Raw genomic sequence first — 24006 nt, forward strand, 5'->3', positions numbered from 1 at the left:
CTCCGGTTCAATTCGTCATCGAAGCAGCCTATCAGGCAGGGCGTTGATGAGGAGCCGCCCTTGCTGATCGTGCTGTCCCCGGCCAAGCGACTGGATTTTACCGAAGCCGACCCCGCCCTTCCGGCGAGCGCCCGTCGCTTCGTCGAGGATACGGCATCGCTGGCTACGACCACGAAACGCCAGACACGTGCGGATCTGCGCCGCCTTATGTCCATTTCCGACAAGCTCGCCGAGCTCAACCAGGCCCGCTTCAAGGCCTTCGATCCCGAGGATGTCGACGGCGGTGTGCAGGCCGCGTTTGCCTTCGCCGGTGATGTCTATGAAGGTCTAAAAGCGCGCGACCTGGACGCCAAGGCCCTGACCTTTGCACAAAACCACGTCCGCATCCTGTCAGGTTTCTATGGCCTCTTGCGGCCGCTGGATCGGATCCAGCCGTATCGGCTGGAAATGGGCACCCGTCTCAAGACCCGCCGGGGCGGCAGCCTCTACGATTTCTGGGGCGACCGCATTTCGAAATGCCTGAATGCCGACGCCCAAGGTCACGCGGATTCCTCGCTAATCAATCTGGCAAGCCAGGAGTATTTCGGAGCTATCGATGCCAAGGCGCTGAAATTGAACGTCATCACGCCGCACTTCCGCGAACAAAAGGACGGCGAGAGCCGCATCATCTCCTTCTTCGCCAAAAAGGCGCGCGGATCGATGACCCGGTTTGCAATCGACGAACGGATCGAAACAGCCGCGGACCTCAAGGCGTTCGACCGCGACGGCTACCAGTTCGACAAGACAGCCTCGACGGATACCGACTGGATATTCATCAGGTCATGAAAGACTTGATTGCCCCTGTCGCCATCGCATCCGCGAAGCGATAGACTCTTACCGATTTCGACAGACGCGAAAGTGACTCCATGTTCCAGTGGCCGAGGAAAGATACGTCCGAGACTGAACGCCCGGTGTTTCGTGCCCCAGACGATCTGAAGGGGCAGGTTGCCGTTATCTCCGGCTCGACGTCCGGAATCGGTCTGGCCCTGGCCAGGGCGGTCGCCTCACGCGGGGGAGATGTGGTTCTGAACGGCCTTGGCGATCCGTCAGAGATCGAGCGGACCCGGGCCGAGATGGAAGCCTCCTGCGGGGTGCGCGTACGGTATCACGCGGCCAACATGCTCAAGGGCGACGAAATCGCCGACATGGTCGCCTATGCCAGGCACCAGTTGGGTCGCCTTGACATTCTGGTCAACAATGCGGGGATCCAGCACGTCGAAGCGGTCGAGAAATTCCCGACCGACAAGTGGGAACAGATCATCGCAATCAACCTGTCCTCGACGTTTTACGCAACGCGCGCTGCCATCCCGATCATGAAGGCCCAGGGCCGCGGCAGGATCGTCAACATCGCCTCAGCCCACGGACTGGTCGCCAGCCCATTCAAGTCAGCCTATGTCGCGGCCAAGCACGGGGTCATCGGCTTCACCAAGACGGTGGCGCTTGAAGTGGCCCGCGACGGGATCACCTGTAACGCCATCTGCCCTGGCTTCGTGGACACGCCCCTGGTCCAGGCACAGATTGCTGATCAGGCGCGCACCCGTGGCATTTCACGGGAAAAGGTCATCACCGATGTGATGCTTGAGGCGCAACCGACGAAAGAGTTCGTCACCACGGACCAGCTGGCTGGAATGTTCCTGTATCTGGTGTCGGATCTGGGCGCATCCGCGAACGGGGCCAGTTTCTCGATCGATGGCGGCTGGACCGCTCAATAGCCACATCGGAAGACCCGCATGGCGCTTTTCAGAAGAAAGGCAAAGGTCGAGCCCCAGACCCCAGATTTTAAAAGAAAAACACGCCCATCAACGAAGGGCGGGCGTCGCCCCATCTGCCTTGCCTTGCAGGGGGGCGGCGCTCATGGAGCCTTCCAGTGGGGGGTGCTGGACCGCCTTCTCGAGGCCGACAGTCTCGACATCAGAGCCGTAACGGCGTCTTCGGCCGGTGCCATGAACGCCGCTGCGCTGGTTTCCGGTCTCGCCAGCGGCGGTGCAGCGGGTGCCCGGGCAGCCCTGGACAGGCTCTGGCGGGAAACCAATCAGTCCGGCGGCAAGAACCCTTTTGGTGACAGTTCGATCTGGAGTTCGGCCCTGACGCCACAATGGCTGAAGGATACGCCGATGTGGCGTGCGTCCGAAACGCTCGCAATGTCCATGAGCCCGTATGAATTCAATCCATTCAACCACAATCCTCTCAAAAGAGTGCTGGATGCTGCGATTGATTTCGAGGCGGTCCGCAGCTCGGAGATCAAGCTTTTCATCGCGGCGACTGCCGTCCGCCACGCAAGATCGCGGGTCTTCACGTCGCCAGAGATAACGGACCAGGTCCTGCTGGCTTCGGCCTGCCTGCCGCACCTGTTCCAGGCCGTCGAGATCGAGGGCGAGCCCTACTGGGATGGCGGATATCTGGCCAATCCGCCGCTCTGGCCGCTGTTCTACGAGGATACGCCCGATGATGTCCTGCTGATTACCCTGAATGCCTTCGAGCGTGCCGATACGCCAAAGGGTGCGGGTGACATCATGGACCGACTGAACGAGGTCGTTTTCAATGCGCCGCTTGTCGCTGAACTCCGCGCGGTCGCTTTCGTGCAGAAGCTTATCGAGCAGGGCCATCTCGACGAGGCCGCCCGGGGTCGCTACCGCCACGTCCTCTTGCACGGCATCGAGGCGGACGGATGGCTTGGAGACCTGTCACTCGGGTCAAAATTCAATACCGAATGGACTTTCCTGAACGATCTGAAGGCCCGCGGGCGAGCCGCTGCGGATGACTGGCTGGGGAGCTGTTTCGAACACGTCGGAGAAAGCTCCAGCGTCGACCTTCAGGAGAGGTTTGGCTAGGCTCTTCTTGTGTTTACCCGACAAACCCGGCTGCGCGTCTCAACCGGTCATTGATCGCTTCGCCAAGCCCCTCCAGCGGGATCGGCGACACGGCGATGCCCGAAGGGCTTTCGCGATCCGCTTCCCTGAACAGTCGGAACAGCCTTGCCGCAGCCTCGCGAAGATCCCCCGTCGGGCTCAGGCTCCATCGCGGATCGCCCACGCCCGGACCGAAGCCCAACAGGATCTCACCGGGTGCCGTGCTTACTGCTTCAATGCGCAAGGGTGCGTCAGGCGCATAGTGGCTTGTGAGGCGGCCCGGCGACCGGTGTCCCTGACCCTTGTCGCTCAGGGGCCCGACCAGCGCCTCGATCTCGCTTCGTGTCACCGCGCCCGGCCGCAGCAGACTGACGCCGCCATCGACGATCGAAACGACGGTGCTCTCGACCCCTACACCGCAGGGTCCGCCATCGAGGGCAGCGGCGGCAAAAGTCCCGGTCTCGGCGACAGCGTCGGAAAATGTGGTGGGACTGGGCCTTCCGGACCGATTGGCAGACGGAGCCACAACCGGGCCGCCGAATGCTGCGATCACCGCCCGCGCTTCTGGATGTCCCGGCATCCTCAGAGCCACGCTATTCAGGCCTGCTCGCGCAAGATCACAGACCCGATCTCCGGCCCGTACCGGTGCCACGATGGTCAAGGGACCTGGCCAGAACGCCTCGCAGAGCTTGAGAGCCGCACCGTCAAGCTCACCAATGGCGGCCGCCTGTTCTGGGTCTGCCACATGCGCAATCAAGGGGTTGAAGCGGGGTCTTCCCTTGGCTTCAAAGATCGCTGCGACAGCCTCGGGCCGCGCGGCGTCGGCAGCGAGACCGTACACGGTTTCGGTTGGCAGGATCGCCAGTCGTCCAGCCTTTAACGCCTCGACGCACGCCTCGACGGTATCGTTCACGTCCGCGTCCGGGCCGTGATGTCGACATCGACCTTGATGACGCGCGCGATGATCAGACCCCTCAGGCTTTCCGTTCCTATACCGAAGGCCTCTCGATCCAGATTGGCCGTACCCTCGATACGCACCTCGTTGCCTGAGACGCGGACGACCACGGGAAAAGTCACGCGCTCTGTGCGCCCCTTGCACGTCACATCGGCACGCGCCTGATAGCGATCCTGGGCCACGCGTTCCAAACCGATCAGGGCGACGTCGATCCGGGGAAAGTCGGACACGTGCAGGAAGCCCTCGCTCCTGGCTTGGGCCGTGACGAGCGAGTCCCCCATCTGCAGGGACGCCGCCTGGATCGCCAGGTTGACACGGGCCGCCTCAGGCCGGGCCGGATCGAAGACAATGTTGCCGCTCCAGTCCTCGAAACGACCCGTCTGGGTCATGCCGAGGGCGTCGACCTCGAGCCGGATGGCCGAGCGCGCCAGGTCGACGTTCCATCGTACAGCTTCGGCAAGCGCGACGCCGTGAACCCACAGGCCGATCAGGACAGCCAGAACGCCTGTGACTGCGGCCCGAATCATTTCAGCTCACCGACTTGCGCGGCAGGAAAGGAACCATGCGATGCAGCGTGTTGTCGCCACGGGTGAACGCATGTTTCAGCCCACCCAGAACATGCAGGGCAATCAACACATACAGTAGCTTGGCAGCAAGTTCATGCATGTCCATGAACTGCCCTGCGAGCGCGCGATCCAGCGGGAGCGGAAGCAGCGGCCAGTTGAACAGGCCGAACCAGCTGATGTCCCGCCCTGCAGCCGAAGACGCCGCCCAGCCGCCCAGCGGCATACCGATCAGCACCACGTAAAACAGCACATGGGTGATCCGCGCGATCCAGATCTGCCAGGCGGGCGTGGCCAGTGGCAGGGGGGCGACAGGATGCGACAACCTCCAGCCGATGCGGACAAGGGTGAGGATCAGGATCGTCAGCCCGACGGCCTTGTGCAGTCCGATATACTCGCGGCCAACCGGGCCTTCATTGGCTTCTGCAGCTGTCACCAGCAGCACCTGCGCGAGGACCAGAAGGGCTATGCCCCAGTGAAGGATCATAGATCCTGCTGAATATCGATCCCGCTTGGCAGCCATGCTGCACTCTCCCCTGCCGTTTGAGGGACAGTGTGGACCAGTCTTGACCAGCCTCCAACATCGACTTGCGTGCCGTCGCGGCAAGGCGTCAAGAAGACGGGACAACGCCCGATGCCAGACCCGACAGGAAACGCCCCGATGCCGTACCGCGCCCCCGTCCGAGACCTCGCCTTCTCCCTGACCGCCGTTGCAGGCATCGACCAGGTCACCGCGACCGGGGCCTTCCCCGACTATGACGGCGATGTCCTTGCTGCCGTACTCGAGGCTGCGGGCCAGTTTTCCGAAGGCGTTCTGGCCCCCCTGAACCGGCCCGGCGATCTGGCCGGTGCCCAATACGCCAACGGAGCGGTCACGGCGGCCCCCGGCTTTGCCGACGCCTACCGACAATTTGCCGAAGGAGGCTGGACCGGCCTGGCAGCCCCCGTTCACGCAGGAGGTCAGGGCCTGCCCAAGGCACTCGAGCTGGCGGCGTTCGAAACGGTCCATGCCGCAAACATGGCGTTTGGCCTGTGCCCCATGCTGTCACTCGCAGCCATCGAAGCGATCGAGGAACACGGCACCGAGCATCAGAAGACTGCCTACCTGCCCCGCATGGTCAGTGGCGAGTGGACGGGTGCGATGTGCCTCACCGAACCCCAGGCCGGTTCCGATCTCGGGGCCCTGACCAGCACGGCGACCCCGAACGGCGATGGCACCTACAGCCTGACCGGCCAGAAGATCTACATCACCTGGGGTGACCACGACGCCACCGACAACATTGTCCATCTCGTGCTGGCCCGCCTGCCGGACGCACCGGCTGGTCCAAAGGGCATCAGCCTGTTCCTCGCCAACAAATACCTTGTCAATGTTGACGGCACCCTCGGAGACCGGAACGGTTTCCGCCCTGTCGGGATCGAGCACAAGCTGGGCATCCACGCCTCACCGACGTGCGTGATGCAGTATGAGGGGGCTACCGCCGAACTGGTCGGTCGTCCAAACGAAGGCCTGGCCCACATGTTCACGATGATGAATGCGGCGAGGGTCGGCGTAGGCGTCGAGGGCGTCGGCATCGCCGAAATGGCCTATCAGCATGCGCTGGCCTATGCGCTGGACCGGCGGCAGGGACGTTCGATCTGGACCGGCGAGGCCAATGCCCCGATCTTTGATCACCCGGATGTCCGCCGCACCCTGTCGGTGATGAAGGCCAGGATCGAGGCCGCCCGCGCCATCTGCCTGTCGACGGGCGTGGCTGCTGACATGGCCCGGCACGCCGGGACCGACGATGAGCGTCGGTTCTGGAAAGGGCGTGAGGACCTTTTCACCCCCATCGCCAAGGCCTGGTCCACCGACATGGGCGTCGACGTCGCCTCGCAGGGTGTCCAGATCCATGGCGGCATGGGATTTGTCGAAGAGACGGGAGCCGCCCAGTACTACCGGGACGCTCGTATCGCCCCGATCTACGAGGGCACCAATGGCATCCAGGCCATGGACCTCGTCGGACGCAAGCTTTCGCAGGACGGCGGGGCATCCGCGAGGGCTGTCATCGCAGAAATGAAGGCGACGCTTGTCGAAGTGGCGCGGCTTTACGCCGGCAAGCCCGTCGAGCGCTTCGCCACAGCCATCACCGCGGTCGAAGACGCCACCCTCTGGCTGCTGGACGCCAAGGCGGACCCTGCTCGAGGTTCCGACGTTCTGGCCGCGGCCGCTCCCTACCTGACCCTGATGGGCGACGTCATTGGCGGCTGGATGCTGGCGAAAGGCGCGCTGGCGGCCAAGGCAAGGCTCGACGCCCGTGACGGTGATCCAGCCTGGCTGGAGGGCAAGATCGCTCTGTACGAAGTCTATGCCGCCAACATTCTGGGCCATGCGTCCAGCCGTCTGGCGGCCATCGGCCAGGGCGGGGACCTGCTGCAACGGATGAGCCGCGAAGCCCTCGGCGCCTGATCAGGCCGGGCCGCCGGCCTCCAGCGCACGGAACCAGCGGTCCAGCAGTTCGGCCTCTGCGCGGCGGGCGGCGGTCCGCTGTGCGGCTTCCGCGTCGACACCCCACTGTCGCTCCTGATAGGCCTCGTCCAGTCGACTGAGCTCGAAGGCGGCCGTCCCGGAAATCGCGCCTCGCTGCAGGGCCAGCCCCAGCACCGCACTGCCGAGCAGGGGCACGGCCGTGGCCAGACCGGTCAGGGCGAAGTCGTCCAGCGACAGGGCTTGAGCCCGGACCTGTCCGATCGTCGCCGCGTCCTGCGGCTGGTGGATGATCCCCTGTGTCGCCACTAGCGTGACCCCCAGTTCGGCTGCGGCCCAGTCCCGCCAGGGGCCCCACTGACTGGCCTGTTCGGTGACCAGACCGGTCGGGTGCTCGGCCAGATAGCAGAGCAGGTCGGACCCGGCGTAGGCCGCAATCTCCTCGGCCACGGCCTCGCGCGCCTGACTGACGCGATCGATGGCCGTCGCTGCAAGCCGGGTGGCCGGCATGGTGCCCGGCTCGATGAACTCGCCCTGCGCGGCCCATTCCTCGGCAGCCAGGCCGGCAGCTGCCTCGGTTGGCAGGATCAGCGGGGCATGGGCAGGCGTCTTGGGGGCTCGACCGTCCAGCAGGACGACAAAGCCTGCCTGCCCGTCTACCATGGCCCGCGGAGCCACCGTGACGTCCGTCCAGAACCGCTTCAGCCGCTCCTCGGACTCGCGAAAGCCCTTGCGGGCCGCGACGTTGGGATCCAGCGGCGGGATATGGCTCATGCGGGTACCGGGGTCTGACGGTGGGCAAAGCGGTCGAGGGCCGCGTCCAGATCGAGGAAGTCGATGGCCACATGCAGCGCCCCGGCTGCCCGCTGTTCTTCCGGCGTGTGGAATCCCCACGCCACGCCCTGCGGATGAACACCCGCATTGAGGGCCATGGTGATGTCGTGGGCGGTGTCGCCGATCATCACAGTCGCTTCGGGTTGGCTGTCACAGGCCTTCATGGCTTCGATCAACATTGACGGATGCGGTTTGCCCGGACCGTCCTCGGCACAATGGCTGGAGATGAACAGCTCGCCCCAGCCCTCGCGGGCCAGATTGCGGGCCACGCCGCGCCGGTTCTGGCCGGTCGCAAGCGCCAGCCGCCAGCCATCGCGGTGCAGCCGCCGCAGCGTGTCCATGGCTCCGGGATACAGGGGCTCCTCATGACCGGCATCGAACATCCGCCCGAAGCTGGCGCGGAACGCGTCGGTAAAGCGCTCCAGCTCGGACGGACCGAGGTCCGGTTCCAGGACGGCCAGAGCGTGCGGCAGCGACAGCCCGACGATCTGGCGCACGCGATCGTATTCGGGCTCGGGCAGACCGAGGTCCCGCGCCGCCTCGGTTGCGGCCCGAAGGATGGATTCCCGACTGTCGACGAGCGTCCCGTCGATATCGAAAACGGCAAGCGGACGGATCATCGCTGGCGCTTCACGCCTTCGAACGGGTCGCCGACGCATTCTGACTCATCGAAACCGAAATGCTCGAACCCGGCCCTCATCTCGGCGCTGATCGGGGCCTCGACCGTCAGGGTCCCACCGCCCGGATGATCCAGTTCGATGCGGCGTGCGTGCAGTTGCAGCTTCAACGGCCCCGTCAGGCTGTTGGATTTCTCGTCACCATATTTTGGATCTCCCAGAATGGGATGACCGATGGCCTTCATGTGCGCTCTTAACTGATGCGTCCGCCCTGTGAAGGGCCGGAGAGCCACCCAGGCGGCCCGCTGTGCGGCATGACTGATCACAGCAAAGGCGGTTTCGGCTGGCTCGGCCCCGTTTTCCTTGGGATCCGCCGGTCGCATGATCTCGTAATCATTGATGCCGGATTTCTTCAGGTGCATGTCGATCTGGCCGGCCGCCGGCTTGGGCAGACCCATGACGATGGCCCAGTAGGTCTTCTTCGCTTGCCGCCGTGCGAACGCGCCTGCCAGTCGCTTGGCCGCCTCCGGCCCCTTGCCGAGAAGCAGCACCCCCGATGTGTCGCGGTCCAGGCGGTGCACCAGACGGGGACGATCCATCCCCTCCCCCCAGGCTGACAGCAGCCGGTCCACGTGACGGGTCGTCTTGGTTCCGCCCTGCACCGCCAGCCCGTGCGGCTTGTTCAGGGCAATGACCAGATCGTCTTCATAGATCACCATCGACCGGGCAAAGGCGATGTCGGCTGGCGTCAGCGCCATATGTTCGCCGGGAGCCCGCACGATCGGCTCGGGGATCGGCGGCACGCGCACCGCAGCCCCGGCGGTCAGGCGCCCCTCGGGCTTGATCCGGGCACCATCCACGCGGATCTGGCCGCCGCGGGCCATCTTCTGCACCTGGATGTTCGACAGATGCGGCCAGCGCCGCCGGAACCAGCGATCCAGCCGGATACCGTCCTCGGCCTCGGCCACATAGACGATCTGCGCTTCACGGGTGCCGATATCCGGGGTGCCGGTCGTGTCTCTAATCATGGGGCGACTCCGAACGTGCGACGGGCGATCAACAGACCGGCAAAAAGGGCGGCCACAGCAGCAGCCACAGACAGACCCACATAAAGGCCGGCCAGCCCGAACTGCCGACGCTCCAGCATCAGCACCGTCTCCAGCGAAAAGGCCGAAAAGGTCGTAAACCCGCCCAGAAGGCCGACGGCCGCGAACAGGCGCAGGCTGTCCTGGCCTCCCCCGCCGCGCAATGCCAGCCAACCCGTCAGCAGCCCCATCAGCAGACCGCCAATGATATTCACCGCCAGCGTCCCCCAAGGCAGGGTCGTGCCGGGCAGGGCCCGCGTCGCAGCGATGCCCACACCATAGCGCGCCATCGAACCCAGCGCCCCACCCAAGGCAACCAACAGAAATCGTGTCATGATGGGGGGCTTATAACCTGAACCATGGCAAAGCGAAGGAGGCTGGCCGATGCATTACACCGGGCTTGCGGTCATCCATCATGTTCTGGCCTTTGGCCTGGTCATCATGCTGGCCATGGAACTGGCCTATCTGAGGGGTAGCGATATCCCCGTCAGGCGCCTGACTGGCCTCGACGCGGGGTATGGCGGCGTTGCCGTGCTGGTATTCCTCGTTGGAGTTGCCAGGGTTGTCTGGGGCGAAAAAGGCTGGACGTTCTATCAGACCAACCCGTTCTTCTGGGCCAAGATCGCCACCTTTTCCGTGATCGGCCTGCTGTCCATCGCCCCGACAATCGCCTTCATCCGATGGGCAAGGGCCGCAAAGGCGGACCCCGCGTTTCAGCCACCAGCGGCGGAGGTCAGGCGGATCGCCGGACTGGTTCGCATCGAGGTTCTCTTGCTTCTACCTCTGGCCGCCTTCGCGGCCGCCATGGCGCGCTGGACGGGCTGACCTTGGGGTCAGCGTCGCAACGCGGCCTGAACCTCGCGGGCGTCATAGACGTCTGGCCTGTCGGGCTGCTGGCCACGGCCCAGGCGCACTTCGAGCACGGTTGAGGTCGCGGAGGGTCCGCTGAAATTCAGACCCACGCCAACGCCGACGCCCGACGATGAAAACCCGCCATAGCGGCCGCCGTATCGGCTTGACCCCGCGCTGACGCCCAGTGAAGGCCGGAACCCGCCGGCGCTGTCCGGGCGACCATCAATGTAGCGCTGGGTGACCTCGAACCAGTCATTGCCGGTTTCCGTCGTCAGCTCGGCCGCTCGAAGCAACGCCAGATCCGCCACCGGCCCCGGTGCCCCGACGCCGCGATAGGTGATGCGGAACCGGTCGCTCTCGATCCTCTGTTCGACATAGCCCTGTGACGATGGCGAAACGGCGGGACCATAGGGGGCCAGGCTGGCACAGGCCGACAGGGCAAGGGCAGAGGCTGCAAGCAGCAGAAGAGCTGGACGGCGCATGAGATCACTCCGGATGTTCACCTCACAGCGTCAGTGCGCGCAAGACGTTCCAGCGCCGCCCCTCCGGACCGCTAGGCCACCGCGGCGACGGTCGGGCGCGGATCATCCTCCACGACCGGATCCTCGACCTCCCCGCGCGAGACCACGGTCGCCAGGACCAGGTCACCGGTCACATTCAGCGTGGTCCGGCACATGTCGAGGAAGCGGTCGACACCGAGGATCAGGCCGATTCCCTCTGCAGGCACGCCAACCATGACCAGGATCATCGCCACGACCGGCAGGGACCCTGCCGGGACACCGGCCGTCCCGATACCGCCGAGGATACAGACCAGCATCACCACCAGTTGCTGGGTGATCGTCAGGTCGATGCCGAAGAACTGGGCGAGGAACAGCACCGTCACGCCTTCGAACAGGGCGGTCCCGTTCTGGTTGGCCGTCGCCCCGACGGTCAGAACAAAGCGGGCGATCTTCCTCGGCAGGCCCAGTTGCTCGTCGGCAGCCCTCAGCGCTACGGGCAGGGTTGCGTTGGACGATGCGGTCGAGAAGGCAACCACCATGGGCTCGCGGATACCGCGGAAGAATTTGACCGGCGACATCCCGGCCCCGAACCAGACCACGGCGGGATAGACGATGAACATGTGGATCGCCATCGCCCCGACCGCGACCCCGACGTAGGCCGCCAGCCGCACCAGCAGATCCCATCCAAACAGGGCCGCCAGATTGAACATCAGACAGGCGATGGCATAGGGGGCCAGTTTGATGACCAGATTGATCAGCGTCATCGTGACCTCGAGGATTCCCTCGATCACGGTCTGCAGCTTGTCAGTATTCGGGCTCTTGGCCATCACCAGGCCGATGCCGAACATCAGCGCGAAAACCATGACCGGCAGGATCTGGTTATCCGCTGCGGCGGTGAAGACGTTCGACGGGATCAGATCAAGGAAGAACTGACCCAGTTGCACGCTCTCGGGCGCATTCTCTACGATATTGCCGGCACCCTCGGCACCCTGCGCCAGCAGTTGCTGCGCCAGTGCCGGGTCGACCCCGTCCCCGGGCCGGAACAGATTGACCATGACCAGGCCGATCACGACGGCAATGCTCGATACGACGATGGTCAGCAGCAGGGTCTTGATCCCTGCCCGGCCCAGCGACTTCAGGTCGCCCATTTCGGCGACCCCGACCACGAGGGCCGAGAAAAGCAGCGGAATCACGAGCATGAACAGCAGGCGCAGGAAGATTTGTCCCGCCGGTCCGGTGATGTTCGACGTCACCCAGACCACCCAAGGGGTCTCGGGACCGACCAGCATATTGACGGCCAGCCCGCCCGCCAGGCCGACGACAAAGCCGATCAGCATAAGCCAGTGAAGCGGCAGCCCGCCTTTTTTCGTTTTCGTCATTCGTCCCCCGAAAGGCGCAACGGCGCCGGGTCTGCATATCGATCAGCGAAGCGGCAGGGCATAGATCAAGCCGCCCGGCCTGGAGTTCCATTGTGCATTCAAGCCACGCGCCAGGTCGAGCGCCGATTGCGTGCCCAGATTTCGTTCAAAGATCTCGCCATAATTCCCGACGCCGGCCACGGCATCCCCTGCCCACGTCTTCGACAGCCCCAGCCGCTCTCCCAACTCGCCCTCGACGCCCAGAAGGCGACGGATGCGGGGATCGGTGGCGTCTTCGGTCTGCTGCTCGACATTGGCCTGGGTCACGCCCAGTTCCTCGGCCAGGATCAGTGCGTTCAGCGTCCAGCGAACGACGGACGTCCACTGCTCGTCGCCCCGGCGCACAACGGGGCCGAGGGCTTCCTTGGAAATCACATCCGGCAGGATCGCATGCTGTTCGGGATTGGCCAGGGTCGTTCGGGCGGCCGCAAGCGCCGAGATGTCCGCCGTGAAGGCATCACAGTCCTCATCGGCATAGGCCTGACGCGCCGCCGCCTCGTCGGCCGTCGTGACCGGCTGATAGGCGATCCCGCGCGCCCGGAAGAAGTCACCGACGTTCAATGCACTGGTCGATCCCGCCTGCACGCAGACCCGCGCCCCGTTCAGCTCGGTCGCGCTGTTCAACGTCAGCGACCGGCGCACCATGAAACCCTGGCCGTCATAGTAGTTGATGCCCGCGAACGACAGGTCGCCCGCGGTGTCCCGCTCCATGGTCCATGAGGAGTTGCGCCAGACGACATCGACCTGACCGGCAGCCAGGGCCTCGAACCGGTTCCTGGCCGTCAACGGGACGAATCGAACGGCATCCGGATTCCCGAAGATCGCCGCCGCCATCCCGCGACAGAAGTCTGCATCGAAACCCCGCCACGCCCCGCGATTGTCGATGTAGGCAAAACCCACGAGGCCTTCGTGAACACCGCAATTCAACCGACCTCGAGCCTTCACGGCATCCAGCGTCGGGCTCGGGACCGGTTCGCCCTCGACACGGGCCTTTGTCACGATCGGCACGTCCGCTCCAGGTTCGCGGTCGGTCTTCTCGCCTCTGCCGCAGCCCGCGAGGCCGAGCGCCAGCCCCAGGGTCACGCCGATTATCGCCTTGGCACCCATCATCCCGCCTACGCCATGCTTGCGCCCCGCCTCGCTTTAGAGGCCTTTGGGAAGCGATCTGCAACCCGCGAGAGACGTTGATGAACCCCCTTTCGGACCGCACCCGCCTGATCGCCTCTGCAACGCAAAGGGGTCGCGGACGGCGCCCGGTCAATCCGCCGGTCGAGCGGGCCTCGACCATGCTCAGCGATAAGACCGCAAGCATGCGGGACGAGACGCTGGGCCCCGTCTACGGGCTTGAGGGCACAGGCACGGCCCACGCCCTGCGGCACGCGCTCGCCGACCTGGAACGCGCGGCCGATGTCTTTCTGGTTCCGTCGGGTCTCGCGGCGATCACCGTGCCGATTCTGGCCCTGACCCGCCCGGGCGACGAGGTCCTCACGACCGACGCCCTGTACGGCCCCAGCCGCCGGTTTCTGACCCGCCACATGGCGGCACGCGGCGTCACGACCCGCTTTCATCCGGCCGGTGCTGATGCCCGTCAGGTGGCAGAGATGATCACGGACCGGACGAAGCTCATCCTGATCGAATCTCCCGCCTCCCTGACGTTCGAGATGCTGGATGTCCCGGCGCTCGCCACGGCGGCCCGTGCCCGCAGCGTGCTGACGGTCATGGACAATACCTGGGGTGCCGGTCTGGCCTTCCGGCCCCTCGCCCATGGCGTCGACGTCAGTGCCCAGGCCGTGACCAAATACGTTTCTGGCCATTCGGATCTCCTGATGGGGTCCATGGCCGTGGATGCGCCCGCAATCCGCCGCGCCGTCGCCGATGCGATCGAGGACATGGGCTGGCATGTCTCGCCGGACGATGCGTCACTCGCCCTGAGAGGTCTGAGGACCATGACACTGCGAATGGCCGAACAGGCTCGATCGGCCCTTCTGGTCGCGGCCTGGCTGCAGGCTCGACCAGAGGTCTCCCGCGTCCTTTATCCTCCGCTGACCGGCTCTGTGGGCCACGCGCTCTGGAAACGGGACTTCACCGGCGCATCAGCGCTGATGGGGGTCGTGATGCGGGGTGGAAACACACAGGACGCTCAAGCCTTCCTAGACGCCCTCAGCCTCTTCGGACTGGGCTATTCGTGGGGCGGCTTCGAAAGTCTCATTACCCACGAGACCGGCCAGATGGACTGGCGCAAACAAAAGCCTGACCTCGAAGGCGAACTGATTCGAATTCACGTCGGTCTGGAGGACCCGGCCGACCTGATCGCCGATCTCGAGGTGGGACTGACGGCGTGGCGCACCCAGCAGGACTCGAACCTGCAACATCCCGCTTAGAAGGCGGGTGCTCTATCCGGTTGAGCTATGGGTGCCGACAAGCCGTTCGATCCGGCTCAACTAGCGTGAAGAACGCGCGCCGCAACCGAAATCGACGGCGATGCGTGATGTTGGATACGTTGGTGAAATGCCAACCCGTCGAATGGATTGAAGACGAACCGGTGTCAGTGGGTCCAGGGCTGCCTGCGCGCGGTGGCGAAATTGTCCGCATAGGCTTTGATGATCACAGGTGGCTCTTGGGGCTCATGAAGCCGGAAGGCAATCCCGTGACGCTCGGCATAGGCAACGGCATCTTCCCGGGTCTCGAACGTAAGCCGTACCTGGCCGTCCATGTCGCTGGAGCTGGTCCAGCCCATCAGCGGATCGATCGAGCGCGCCGAGGCCGGTTCGAAATCCAGCCGCCAGTCGCGGGATTTGCCCTTGCCTGACTGCATGGCTGTCTTGGCGGGTCGATAGATGCGAGCCAGCATGAACATTCTCGATCGGCGAATGAGCGGGTCAGTAAAGGGTGGGCCCGCAGTCGCAAACCGCTTTCGGCCCGACAGCCCCGCGCCAACCAAGCACCAAACCCCACTCAGGATGGATGGTCGGAGTGAGAGGATTCGAACCTCCGACCCTCTGGTCCCAAACCAGATGCGCTACCAGGCTGCGCTACACTCCGGCGGCGGGATGTGCCACGCGCGCCGGCCTGCCGCAATGGCTGATTGCGTTACGGCTTAAAGAAGCTGTGTTTTACCACATCACCCGGCTTTGCGCCGATCGCATCGGCCCGCCCGGCATTCAGTTCGAGGACGCCGTTGGCCGCGCCTCGCGACGGATAGGTCGTCTCGGACTGGGGCGTCGTGTATTTTGCGATCGAGACAATCCGCCCGTCCGGAGCAATGTAGATGATGTCGAGTGAGCTCGGCGTGTTCTTCATCCAGAAGGCCTGCTCTCCTGATGCCGGAAACTGGAACAGCATGCCCCGGTCGTCGGCGAGGGGCGGACGGAACATGAGGCCACGCTGACGTTCGGCATCATCGTCCGCGATTTCGACCATGAAATCGTGACTGCCCGTGGCCGTGACCACGGTCAGAGGTTCAAGCGGGCGGCCGGCCGAATCGACGGGGGTATCGGCTCCGGCAGCGCCGGGCTGAGCGCAGGCTGAAAGGCCAAGGGTTCCTGCCGACAGCAAGGCACCGATTGCCAGGACCAGAAAGCTTCGGTGGACACGCATGTTCACGCCCTAGACTGGGGGGCGCCTTGGTCAGCCGCCCGGTTTGATTTCCGCCACGACCAGACCCTTGGGTCCCTGAGCAAAGCGGACCTGCACCGGATCGCCCGGCAACAGGTCTTCAAGACCATAGCGTCGCAGCGTCTCGATATGAACAAAGATATCGCCAGGATCGGTCGCCCTGACGACGAAACCATATCCCTTTGTCCGATTGAACCATTTGACGATCGCAGGTTCCAGCGGCTCGCTGCTCGCGGCTTCGACCGGGCGACCGCTGGCTAGCGACCGCGGGTCATTCCGCAGATTGTCGTAGGCGGAACGGTCGACGGGATTCACGCGCACTGGGGCCGTTTCGCCAAGTTCGTGGATCTCCGCGACCTGCCATCCTTTCAATCGACGAACGCAATCGAAAACAATGGAAGCCCCTTCCCCCGCTGTCTCGTGTCCGCTTTCGCGAAGGCTGGAGACATGAAGAAGAATATCCTTCTGATCCGTCAGGGCAGGGTTCTCAGGCACAACGAAGCCGTACCCCTTGCCAGGATCGAACCATTTCACCTTGCCGACGATCCGTACGGCTTCTGGCCCTTCCGGCCGCTCGTATTCTGACACAGTCGCTTCCCCCGTCCACACTCACGCGAACGACAAAAGCTTAACACGGTTCTATGAACGCCTGAAAAGCGAAAACACATATTTCCGCACACGCTTAAGATATCGGCGACGGACTCTGGAAAATGTTGCGTTAAAGCGATCCGGGTCGGGTACCCGTGATCCATGGGGCGCAAGGCAGCGGCATGGTCGATCCGGGCGGGCTCTAAACCCGACCCCGTCAACGCATATCGAACTATCGGAAAAAGGTCTCCGCGTGGCAGTCCCTAGGGGAGTCGAACCCCTCTTTTCAGGTTGAAAACCTGACGTCCTAACCGATAGACGAAGGGACCGCTGCGCGAGAGCGGGCGATATAGCGGGCGATTCCTGAGGGCGCAAGCGTCCTTTTTCATTCAATTTGTCATACGGGGATCGGCGACGTCCTCGATCTCGAACTGAGCGCCTTTTCGACCGTTCCAGTCGTCCGCCTTCAGACGTCCGACGACACTGAGTCCGCCCTGCCCCATCAACAGAGCCTGGCCTGCGGGAAGGTCGGCGCATCGCCACATGATCGCCTTTACCGACGCACCGTCCGCCCCGACGAGCCGACACCGGACATGGCCGCCGTTCATCTGCACCGGTTCACGCGCCTGGACCCCGTGCAGGGCGAACAATGGCTCCGGGTTGGCGGGTCCGAAGGGGGCAAGCTGCTCGAAGTCCTCGAACAGGCCTCGCGTCGCCCCGCCGGGCTCAATGAGGGCATCGACCTCGACCCAGTCCAGCAGGACAGCATCTGCCTGTTCTTCGGCCATTCGGTCATTCAGGAATGTCCGCAAGGTATCGATCATGTCTGCGCGGACGGTCAGGCCGGCCGCCATGGCATGGCCACCACCCGCCAGAAGCACGCCAGCCTCCCAGGCAGCCTGGACCGCACGCCCCAGGTTCATGCCGGGCTGCGACCGTCCCGATCCCTTCCCGATCCCGTTGATCGCATCAATGCCGATCACGATGACCGGCTTGCGCCACCGTTCTCTCATCCGCCCTGCGGCAATCCCGACCACACCGGGGTGCCAGTCCTCGCCGGCCACGACCACAACGGCGGAACCGTCCATGTGCGCGCCTGTGGCCTCGACCCTTCGGATTGCCTGTTCTGTCACGTCACGCTCCACCTCGCGTCTTGCGATGTTGAGGGCGTCCAGTTCCAGTGCGATTTGCTCCGCTTCGCGTGGGTCGTCGGTCGACAGCAGTCGGGCACCCAGATCCGACTTGCCAATGCGGCCGCCGGCGTTGATCCGGGGCCCAAGAATGAAACCGGCATGGTTCGACTTTGCAGGTCCCGGTTCAGCGCCTGCCGCAGCCAGCAAGGCCCGCAAACCGGGGTTTCCCCAGTCGGACATCACCTTCAGGCCAAGCCCGGTCAGCGCCCGGTTGAACCCTGTCAGCCCGGTGACGTCGCAGATCGCTCCCATGGCCGCGAGGTCCAGCCATTGGCGGATATCCGGTTGCGGACGGACGGTGAACAGGCCCCGCCCTCTTGCCTCGCGGTTCAGGGCAGCCAGCAACACAAACACAACGCCCGCCGCTGCCAGATTGCCCTGACCGGAGGTGTCGCCAGGCCGATTCGGATTGACGACGGCAAGGCATTGCGGGGGTTGCTCGCGCATCATGTGATGATCGATGACCACGATCTTCAGTCCGATCGCGCAGCCGTGGGCAATGGCCTCATTGGCAGCCGCACCGCAATCGACCGTCACGACAAGGTGCGCCCCTCGAGCCTTCAGGGTTTCAAACGCTTTCGCGCTTGGCCCGTACCCTTCCGTCAATCGGTCCGGCACGTAGATCGGCAGGTCCGCTCCCACAGCGCGAAACCAGCGCACCAGCAGCGCGGCGCTGGATGCCCCGTCGACGTCATAGTCCGCAAAAACATGGATGCTTTGGTCAGCGACAATGGCGTCCACGATCGCTTTCGCTGCGGCGTCCATGTCCATGAAGCTGGATGGATCAGGAAAGAGGGCCTTCAAGGTTGGTCTGAGGAAATCCGCGGCCTGATCCGCAGCAACGCCCCGCGCTGCCAGAGCCCGTGCCAGCGGTTCCTCCAGCCCCTCACTTTGCATGTGAGCGCGGATCGTGGCTGCATCAGCCGGCCTTTGCCGCCATGCACGACCGGAAAGCGAGCGGGAAACGCCCAGAAATGCAGGGGTCGCCCCGCCGTCTGCCATCAACTCGCCACCCTCAAACCGGCCGCGTTGTGCGGATACGCCGCACCGACCGGTCACTCGAATCCATCACCAGGGTATGGGTCGTGACGAAGCCATTGCTGATCCTGACTCCATCCAGCAACGCCCCCTTCGTCACCCCGGTCGCAGCAAAAACAGCGTCCTTCGATACAAGCTCGTGAAGATCGTACTTGCGGTCAAAGTCAGTGACGCCCGTCCGTTCAGCCCGACGACGCTCATCATCGGTCCTGAACAGCAACCGTCCCTGAAAATGCCCACCGACGCATTTGAGCGCTGCGGCAGCCAGCACACCTTCGGGCGCCCCGCCGGACCCAAGATAAAGATCGATGCCGGTTTCGGGCTCTGCCGTGTGAATGACACCAGCCACATCACCATCGCTGATCATCATGATGCGCGCGTTGACCTCGCGCAGCGCGACGATAAGAGCCGCGTGACGCGGTCGATCCATGATGCAGACAGTGATGTCAGCGGGCTTTACCCCCTTGGCCGCAGCGAGCGCGAGAACGTTTTCCTGCGGGCTCATGTCCAGATCGACCAGACCCGGTGCATAGCCCGGGCCGATCGCAATCTTGTCCATATAGGTATCGGGGGCATGCAGCAGGCCGCCACCCGGTGACATGGCCAGCACCGTCAGGGCATTGGCCATGGCCTTGGCCGTCAGGGTCGTGCCTTCGAGAGGATCAAGCGCAATGTCGATGACGGGGCCGTGGCCGGTGCCGACCCGCTCGCCAATATAAAGCATCGGGGCCTCGTCGCGCTCGCCCTCACCGATGACGATCCGGCCGTCGATGGCCAGACGATTGAGGGCAGTACGCATGGCATCGACTGCCAACTGGTCCGCAGCCTGTTCGTCTCCACGCCCGATCTGTTCCCAGGACGCGATGGCTGCCAGTTCCGTCACATGAGCGGCATCGGCGGCCAGCGTCGAGGCATAGGGGGCCGTATCGGCCATGGGCGTCTTCTCCTTCAGGCATGATCCCCGGATTCTCTCGTCCGGGCGATGCCTGATCCTTGTGACGTTTATTGCGGCGTGATGCGTGCCGGCGCACGGGCCCGGTCTCTCAACCGTTGAGCAAAAGCCTCAATCTCGGCCTGGGTCTGCAAGGTGGCTGGCGCTGGTCGGGAGGCGGCAACGCGGGCAGCCATTTCGCGTTCGAAGGCGGCCGGGTCCCGAAGGGTCCATTCCAGCCGCCCCACCTCGCCATTCAGGGCGCCACCGGTCACACGCAAGGTGTTCACCGACTGTGCCACCTCGACGGCCGACGGCAGTCCGGTCGGTGCGGCCGGGAAATCCTCCCACCTCGGATAGGCCCGGTTTTCATCGACCAGGGCCTGCACGCGCGGGCCCACCGGGGACGCTGGATCGGTGTCTGCTTCGAACGCTCCGGCGCATCCCGACAGCCCCGCCGCCGCGAGCGCACAAAGACACATCTTTTTCGACAGCGGCACGTTCATCACGGGCGGTCATATGCCATGATCCGCTCAAGCGGAAGGGACGACCGAGCCTCGCCCCGACCCCACAGAAACGCGCGACAGGACATCCCATGGCCAAACGCCCGACAGCGGCCCCGACGACCGAAGCGCCCGAGGCACGGACACCCCGAAAATCAGGGCGCCCGACCTCGCCCAAACCGCCTCGTCCTGTTCGCGTCAGGAAGACGTCCGCCCAAGTCGAAGCGGTGACGGACAATGCTGCGGACCCCACCCGGGCTGTCGCCGAACCGTTTGCAAAGGCCGAACCGGCAACTCAGGCTCCATCCGCCTTTGCCATCCCTGGCGAAGAGCAAAGGCAGATGCTGGAGACCCTGTCTCTGAACCTCGCGCGGGCGGCCATGACGGCCCAGTCGGCGATTGCCGAGGCCGCTCTGTCGCAGGCCGATCGACCGGCAGCCCTGTCACCGGATCCGTTCAATGTCGGGCCGGCGATGAACTCGGTCATGACCAGCCTGGCGTCCCGTCCCGACAAACTGTTCGCGGCCCAGGCCGACCTGTTCAATCGCTATATGGACCTGTGGGCATCGACCACGCGCCGGGTTGCGGGCGAGGAACCGCCCCAGCCCTCCAAGGACAAGCGATTCAAGGACCCCGCCTGGTCCGAGAACCCGATGTTCGACGTCATGCGCCAATCCTATCTGGTGACTTCGGACTGGATGAACGGGCTCGTCTCGTCGGTCGAGGACGTCGATCCCATGGTCAAACGCCGGGCCGAGTTCTTCACCAAGCTCCTGACAGATGCCTTTTCTCCCTCCAACTTCCTCGCGTCCAACCCGGCTGCCCTGAAGGCCATGGCCGACAGCAATGGCGAGTCCCTGGTCAAGGGCATGCAGAATTTTGCCGCCGACCTCGAGCGCGGGATGGGCAAGCTGAAGATCAGCCAGGCGGATTACGGGAAATTTGTCGTCGGCGAAAATGTCGCCACGGCTCCGGGCCAGGTGGTCTGGCGTGATGAACTCTTCGAACTCATCCAGTTCGATGCCGCGACCGACAAGCAGCGCCAGATCCCGCTGCTGATCTTCCCACCGTGGATCAACAAATTCTACATCCTGGACCTCCAGCCCGAAAACTCCATGATACGCTGGCTGTCGGCTCAGGGGTTCACGGTGTTCGTCTGCTCCTGGGTCAATCCCGACAGGGACAAGGCCGCGTTCGGCTTCGACGACTATCTGGAGAAGGGCATCTATCGCGCCACCGAAAAGGCCATGGAACAGGCCGGCACGGACCGGGTGAATACGGTCGGCTACTGTATCGGCGGGACATTGATGGGGGCCGCCCTCGCCCATATGGCGGCAAAGGGCGACAAGCGTGTCGCATCGACGACCTTCTTTGCGGCCCAGCATGATTTCGCCGAGGCCGGAGATCTGCTGCTGTTCACCGACGAGCACTGGCTGGCCCAGATCGAGGAACAGATGGACGCGGCCGGGGGCGTGCTGCCTGGTGCCGCCATGGCCGAGACCTTCAACGCGCTGCGCGCCAACGACCTGATCTGGTCGTTCTTTGTCTCGAACTATCTGATGGGCAAGTCGCCTGCCGCGTTCGATCTGCTGTTCTGGAACGCCGACCAGACCCGCATGCCCAAGGCACTTCACATGAACTATCTGCGCAGCATGTACGGCCAGAACCTGCTGTCCAAAGGTGAGTTCGAGATCGGCGGCCTGAAGGTCGATCTGTCAAAGGTCAGGATCCCGCTCTATTTCCAGGCCAGCCGCGAGGACCATATTGCGCCGATGAACTCGGTCTACCGCTCGGCCAAGGCCTTTTCCAACGCCGACGTGACCCTGACGCTCGCAGGTTCCGGCCATATCGCTGGTGTCGTCAATCCGCCAGCCGCGAACAAGTACCAGCACTGGATCAATGACGCCCTGCCTGCCACGCTCGGCGAATGGCAGGCCGGGGCCAAGGAACATCCCGGCAGCTGGTGGCCGCACTGGGCTGAATGGCTTCATGGCCAGTCCGGCAAATGGGTCGCAGCGCGCAATCCCAACTCTGGCCCCCTTTCACCCATAGAACCGGCACCCGGCTCCTATGTGAAAGTGAAGTCTTGATCCGTATTGAACCGAACCTGCTGCTCGCCATTGCGACCGGCATGCCGCTGCTGCTGCTGACCCTCACGGCGACAGTCTTTGGCGAACCGGGGCCGGAATGGCGCTATCCGTTTCTCGCCGGTCTCTACACCATCATGTTCGTTGCGTTGAACAAGCCCTTGTCCCGGCTCATGAAGATGCGAACGGACCGACCGCCCATGATCAGCGCGGAGGTGCCGATGTCCGTGCTTTGGGCCAGCAGCTTTCCAGGCATCGTGATGCTGATGGCTGCCGTGCCGTTCCTGATCCGGGGTTTCGACTACGGGCTGCTGGTCGTGATCGCCTCGATCATGTTCGGCTTCACGGTGGACTCGGCGATGAAGGCGCTCAAGCGGCCTTGAAGGTCAGCGCAACGCCGTTGTTGCAGTAACGCTTTCCCGTCGGACGCGGGCCATCGTCGAAAATGTGTCCCTGATGCCCCAGGCAGCGTGCGCAATGGTATTCGGTGCGTGGAAACCCGATCAGAAGGTCGGTCTTGGTACCCACGCTGCCGTCGATGGCGCGGTAGAAACTGGGCCAGCCCGTCCGACTGTCGAATTTCCAGGCCGACTGGAACAGCGGCAGATCACAGCCGCGGCAATGGAACACACCGGTCCGTTTCTCGCCATCCAGCGGGCTGGTAAAGGGGCGCTCCGTGGCCTCCCGGCGCAGCACATTGAAACTGGCTGCAGGCAGTCGCTCGCGCCACTGGGCCTCGGTCAGACGGCGGAACGGCGACGACGCATATTGCGCGACCGAAGCGTCGGCGGACCCTGAGGTACAGCCAGCAGCGGCGAAGGCTCCGGCGGTCAGCATGAGATGGCGGCGTGATAGGGGCTGGGTCATGGTTCCCTATACGTCGGTTATCCGCTGCGGGTTTCAAGCCTTTCGATCAGGTGAGCGCGGTGCCCTCGTCGAGACCGAGCATGATGTTCAGATTCTGGACCGCTGCGCCGGATGCACCCTTGCCAAGGTTATCCAGCAGGGCCACCAGCCGCGCCTGACCGCCCCTTCGATCTCCGAACACATGCAGCCGCATCCGGTTGGTGCCGTTCAGCCCTTCCGGATCGAGGCCCGTCATCGCTTCCGTTGCTTCCAGCGAGACCACCTCGACAAAGCGGCTGCCAGCATAGGCATCGGACAATACAGAATGGACAACCTCCAGGGTCGGCATGCCCGGCAGGGCCGCCAGGTGGAGAGAAACCTCGACCAGCATGCCTTGCCGGTAGTTTCCAACGGCAGGCGCGAACAGCACGTCCCGGCTCAGCCCCGCATGCCGGGTCATCTCGGGAACATGTTTGTGCATCAGGGAAAGACCATAAGCCCGGAATGGCTGCGGTCGGTCCGACGCCTCGAACTCCGCGATCATGGCCTTGCCCCCGCCGGAATAGCCGGAGACGGCATTGACGCTGACGGGCCAGTCTGCGGGCACCAGGCCTGCCATGATCAAAGGCCGCATCAGGCCGATGAAGCCCGTTGGATAGCAACCCGGATTCGACACGCGGGTCGCCCTCCCGATCGCAGCACGCTGACCGTGATCCATCTCCGCAAAGCCATATGTCCACCCCTCTGCTGTCCGGAACGCGGTCGAGGCATCGATCACCCGGGTCTTCGGGTTGTCGATCATCGCCACGGCTTCAATGGCCGCGGCGTCAGGCAGGCACAGGATCACGGCATCGGCAGCATTCATTGCGTCACGCCGCGCAGCCGCATCCTTGCGTCGCTCGTCGCCAAGCGAAATGAACTGCAGATCGCCGCGCCCATCCAGCCGCTGGCGGATCTCAAGTCCGGTGGTGCCGGCCTCGCCGTCGATGAAGATCGTATGGGTCATGAAGACTCCTGACGCCTGAAGCT

The 24006-nt window shown here is 64.1% G+C and carries 26 protein-coding genes and 3 tRNA genes; 8 read left to right on the forward strand and 21 right to left on the reverse strand.

The genetic code is table 11. From position 1 onward, the window contains the following. Positions 1 to 60 precede the first annotated feature (60 nt). The 3 genes from yaaA (at position 61) to GGR13_RS07230 (ending at position 2870) form a co-directional block, all read left to right on the forward strand. Positions 61 to 825, forward strand: coding sequence for a peroxide stress protein YaaA (yaaA, locus tag GGR13_RS07220; RefSeq protein WP_183212809.1), 765 nt, complete (start codon positions 61 to 63; stop codon positions 823 to 825). A gap of 80 nt (positions 826 to 905) precedes the next feature. Next, positions 906 to 1751: a 3-hydroxybutyrate dehydrogenase gene (locus GGR13_RS07225; protein WP_246347733.1), complete on the forward strand. Its 846-nt coding sequence runs from the start codon at positions 906 to 908 to the stop codon at positions 1749 to 1751. An 18-nt stretch (positions 1752 to 1769) separates the two neighbouring features. After that, on the forward strand, positions 1770 to 2870 hold the full coding sequence (locus GGR13_RS07230; protein WP_183212810.1) for a patatin-like phospholipase family protein: 1101 nt from the start codon (positions 1770 to 1772) through the stop codon (positions 2868 to 2870). A gap of 13 nt (positions 2871 to 2883) precedes the next feature. Here the strand turns inward: GGR13_RS07230 and GGR13_RS07235 are convergent, their stop codons facing one another. The 3 genes from GGR13_RS07235 to GGR13_RS07245 are packed head-to-tail and all read right to left on the reverse strand — an operon-like array spanning position 2884 to position 4929. Then, positions 2884 to 3801, reverse strand: coding sequence for an L-threonylcarbamoyladenylate synthase (locus GGR13_RS07235; protein ID WP_183212811.1), 918 nt, complete (start codon positions 3799 to 3801; stop codon positions 2884 to 2886). Continuing rightward, positions 3798 to 4370, reverse strand: a complete 573-nt coding sequence (locus tag GGR13_RS07240; RefSeq protein ID WP_183212812.1) for a YceI family protein — start codon at positions 4368 to 4370, stop codon at positions 3798 to 3800. Before GGR13_RS07240 ends, GGR13_RS07235 begins: the two co-directional genes overlap by 4 nt. 1 nt (position 4371) lies before the next feature. Further along, positions 4372 to 4929 (reverse strand): cytochrome b, encoded by a 558-nt coding sequence (locus GGR13_RS07245; protein ID WP_183212813.1) that lies wholly within the window; start codon positions 4927 to 4929, stop codon positions 4372 to 4374. A 138-nt stretch (positions 4930 to 5067) separates the two neighbouring features. Here GGR13_RS07245 and GGR13_RS07250 point away from each other — a divergent pair, with 138 nt between their 5' ends. Further along, on the forward strand, positions 5068 to 6852 hold the full coding sequence (locus GGR13_RS07250) for an acyl-CoA dehydrogenase (protein ID WP_183212814.1): 1785 nt from the start codon (positions 5068 to 5070) through the stop codon (positions 6850 to 6852). On the opposite strand, the gene GGR13_RS07255 is transcribed toward GGR13_RS07250, so the two are convergent. From GGR13_RS07255 to crcB, 4 genes are read right to left on the reverse strand one after another with little or no spacing between them, the layout of a single operon-like run. Beyond that, positions 6853 to 7644: an ATP12 family chaperone protein gene (locus tag GGR13_RS07255; RefSeq protein ID WP_183212815.1), complete on the reverse strand. Its 792-nt coding sequence runs from the start codon at positions 7642 to 7644 to the stop codon at positions 6853 to 6855. Then, positions 7641 to 8324, reverse strand: a complete 684-nt coding sequence (locus GGR13_RS07260; protein ID WP_183212816.1) for an HAD-IA family hydrolase — start codon at positions 8322 to 8324, stop codon at positions 7641 to 7643. Before GGR13_RS07260 ends, GGR13_RS07255 begins: the two co-directional genes overlap by 4 nt. Beyond that, positions 8321 to 9349 (reverse strand): RluA family pseudouridine synthase, encoded by a 1029-nt coding sequence (locus GGR13_RS07265; RefSeq protein ID WP_183212817.1) that lies wholly within the window; start codon positions 9347 to 9349, stop codon positions 8321 to 8323. The genes GGR13_RS07260 and GGR13_RS07265 overlap by 4 nt, the downstream gene beginning before the upstream one ends. After that, positions 9346 to 9741 (reverse strand): fluoride efflux transporter CrcB, encoded by a 396-nt coding sequence (crcB, locus tag GGR13_RS07270; RefSeq protein WP_183212818.1) that lies wholly within the window; start codon positions 9739 to 9741, stop codon positions 9346 to 9348. Before crcB ends, GGR13_RS07265 begins: the two co-directional genes overlap by 4 nt. Before the next feature lie 49 nt (positions 9742 to 9790). Between crcB and GGR13_RS07275 the strand changes: the two genes are divergently transcribed. Then, the gene (locus GGR13_RS07275; RefSeq protein ID WP_183212819.1) at positions 9791 to 10231 is read left to right on the forward strand and encodes a DUF2214 family protein; all 441 of its coding nucleotides are present in this window, start codon (positions 9791 to 9793) and stop codon (positions 10229 to 10231) included. Positions 10232 to 10239: 8 nt separating this feature from the next. On the opposite strand, the gene GGR13_RS07280 is transcribed toward GGR13_RS07275, so the two are convergent. From GGR13_RS07280 to GGR13_RS07290, 3 genes are all read right to left on the reverse strand, one after another. Then, positions 10240 to 10740 carry a CC0125/CC1285 family lipoprotein gene (locus tag GGR13_RS07280; protein WP_183212820.1) on the reverse strand — a complete coding sequence of 167 codons (501 nt, stop codon included), beginning with the start codon at positions 10738 to 10740 and terminating at the stop codon, positions 10240 to 10242. A gap of 71 nt (positions 10741 to 10811) precedes the next feature. Continuing rightward, complete coding sequence (locus GGR13_RS07285) at positions 10812 to 12137, reverse strand: dicarboxylate/amino acid:cation symporter (protein WP_183212821.1); 1326 nt, start codon at positions 12135 to 12137, stop codon at positions 10812 to 10814. A gap of 42 nt (positions 12138 to 12179) precedes the next feature. Continuing rightward, positions 12180 to 13286, reverse strand: a complete 1107-nt coding sequence (locus GGR13_RS07290) for an amino acid ABC transporter substrate-binding protein (RefSeq protein ID WP_183212822.1) — start codon at positions 13284 to 13286, stop codon at positions 12180 to 12182. Positions 13287 to 13363: 77 nt separating this feature from the next. Here GGR13_RS07290 and metC point away from each other — a divergent pair, with 77 nt between their 5' ends. Beyond that, the gene (gene metC, locus GGR13_RS07295) at positions 13364 to 14557 is read left to right on the forward strand and encodes a cystathionine beta-lyase (RefSeq protein ID WP_183213131.1); all 1194 of its coding nucleotides are present in this window, start codon (positions 13364 to 13366) and stop codon (positions 14555 to 14557) included. Here metC and GGR13_RS07300 read toward each other — a convergent pair. The 9 genes from GGR13_RS07300 to GGR13_RS07340 form a co-directional block, all read right to left on the reverse strand. Continuing rightward, a tRNA-Arg gene (locus GGR13_RS07300) sits at positions 14516 to 14592 on the reverse strand. The genes metC and GGR13_RS07300 overlap by 42 nt on opposite strands. Before the next feature lie 129 nt (positions 14593 to 14721). Beyond that, positions 14722 to 15027: an ETC complex I subunit gene (locus tag GGR13_RS07305; protein WP_183212823.1), complete on the reverse strand. Its 306-nt coding sequence runs from the start codon at positions 15025 to 15027 to the stop codon at positions 14722 to 14724. A 114-nt stretch (positions 15028 to 15141) separates the two neighbouring features. Next, positions 15142 to 15218 (reverse strand) — tRNA-Pro (locus GGR13_RS07310). A 48-nt stretch (positions 15219 to 15266) separates the two neighbouring features. After that, a complete protein-coding gene (locus tag GGR13_RS07315) occupies positions 15267 to 15773 on the reverse strand; it encodes a DUF192 domain-containing protein (RefSeq protein ID WP_183212824.1) in 507 nt (168 codons plus the stop codon). Between the two features lie 30 nt (positions 15774 to 15803). Then, positions 15804 to 16379 carry a cold shock domain-containing protein gene (locus GGR13_RS07320; RefSeq protein WP_183212825.1) on the reverse strand — a complete coding sequence of 192 codons (576 nt, stop codon included), beginning with the start codon at positions 16377 to 16379 and terminating at the stop codon, positions 15804 to 15806. A 254-nt stretch (positions 16380 to 16633) separates the two neighbouring features. Then, a tRNA-Glu gene (locus GGR13_RS07325) sits at positions 16634 to 16708 on the reverse strand. A gap of 60 nt (positions 16709 to 16768) precedes the next feature. After that, positions 16769 to 18574 carry a single-stranded-DNA-specific exonuclease RecJ gene (recJ, locus tag GGR13_RS07330; protein ID WP_183212826.1) on the reverse strand — a complete coding sequence of 602 codons (1806 nt, stop codon included), beginning with the start codon at positions 18572 to 18574 and terminating at the stop codon, positions 16769 to 16771. Between the two features lie 13 nt (positions 18575 to 18587). Further along, on the reverse strand, positions 18588 to 19544 hold the full coding sequence (glpX, locus tag GGR13_RS07335) for a class II fructose-bisphosphatase (protein ID WP_183212827.1): 957 nt from the start codon (positions 19542 to 19544) through the stop codon (positions 18588 to 18590). 68 nt (positions 19545 to 19612) lie between these two features. Next, positions 19613 to 20047, reverse strand: coding sequence for a hypothetical protein (locus GGR13_RS07340; protein WP_183212828.1), 435 nt, complete (start codon positions 20045 to 20047; stop codon positions 19613 to 19615). Between the two features lie 89 nt (positions 20048 to 20136). Between GGR13_RS07340 and phaC the strand changes: the two genes are divergently transcribed. Together phaC and GGR13_RS07350 are read left to right on the forward strand one after the other, a co-directional pair. Next, positions 20137 to 22134 (forward strand): class I poly(R)-hydroxyalkanoic acid synthase, encoded by a 1998-nt coding sequence (gene phaC / locus GGR13_RS07345; protein ID WP_183212829.1) that lies wholly within the window; start codon positions 20137 to 20139, stop codon positions 22132 to 22134. Beyond that, a complete protein-coding gene (locus GGR13_RS07350) occupies positions 22131 to 22514 on the forward strand; it encodes a hypothetical protein (RefSeq protein WP_183212830.1) in 384 nt (127 codons plus the stop codon). Before phaC ends, GGR13_RS07350 begins: the two co-directional genes overlap by 4 nt. Here the strand turns inward: GGR13_RS07350 and msrB are convergent. Next, positions 22501 to 22998, reverse strand: coding sequence for a peptide-methionine (R)-S-oxide reductase MsrB (msrB, locus tag GGR13_RS07355; protein WP_183212831.1), 498 nt, complete (start codon positions 22996 to 22998; stop codon positions 22501 to 22503). The genes GGR13_RS07350 and msrB overlap by 14 nt on opposite strands. Before the next feature lie 46 nt (positions 22999 to 23044). Next, positions 23045 to 23983: an N-acetyl-gamma-glutamyl-phosphate reductase gene (gene argC / locus GGR13_RS07360; protein ID WP_183212832.1), complete on the reverse strand. Its 939-nt coding sequence runs from the start codon at positions 23981 to 23983 to the stop codon at positions 23045 to 23047. Between the last annotated feature and the right edge of the window lie 23 nt (positions 23984 to 24006).

The organism is Brevundimonas variabilis, from assembly GCF_014199945.1.
GTDB classification, from domain to species: Bacteria; Pseudomonadota; Alphaproteobacteria; order Caulobacterales; family Caulobacteraceae; genus Brevundimonas; species Brevundimonas variabilis.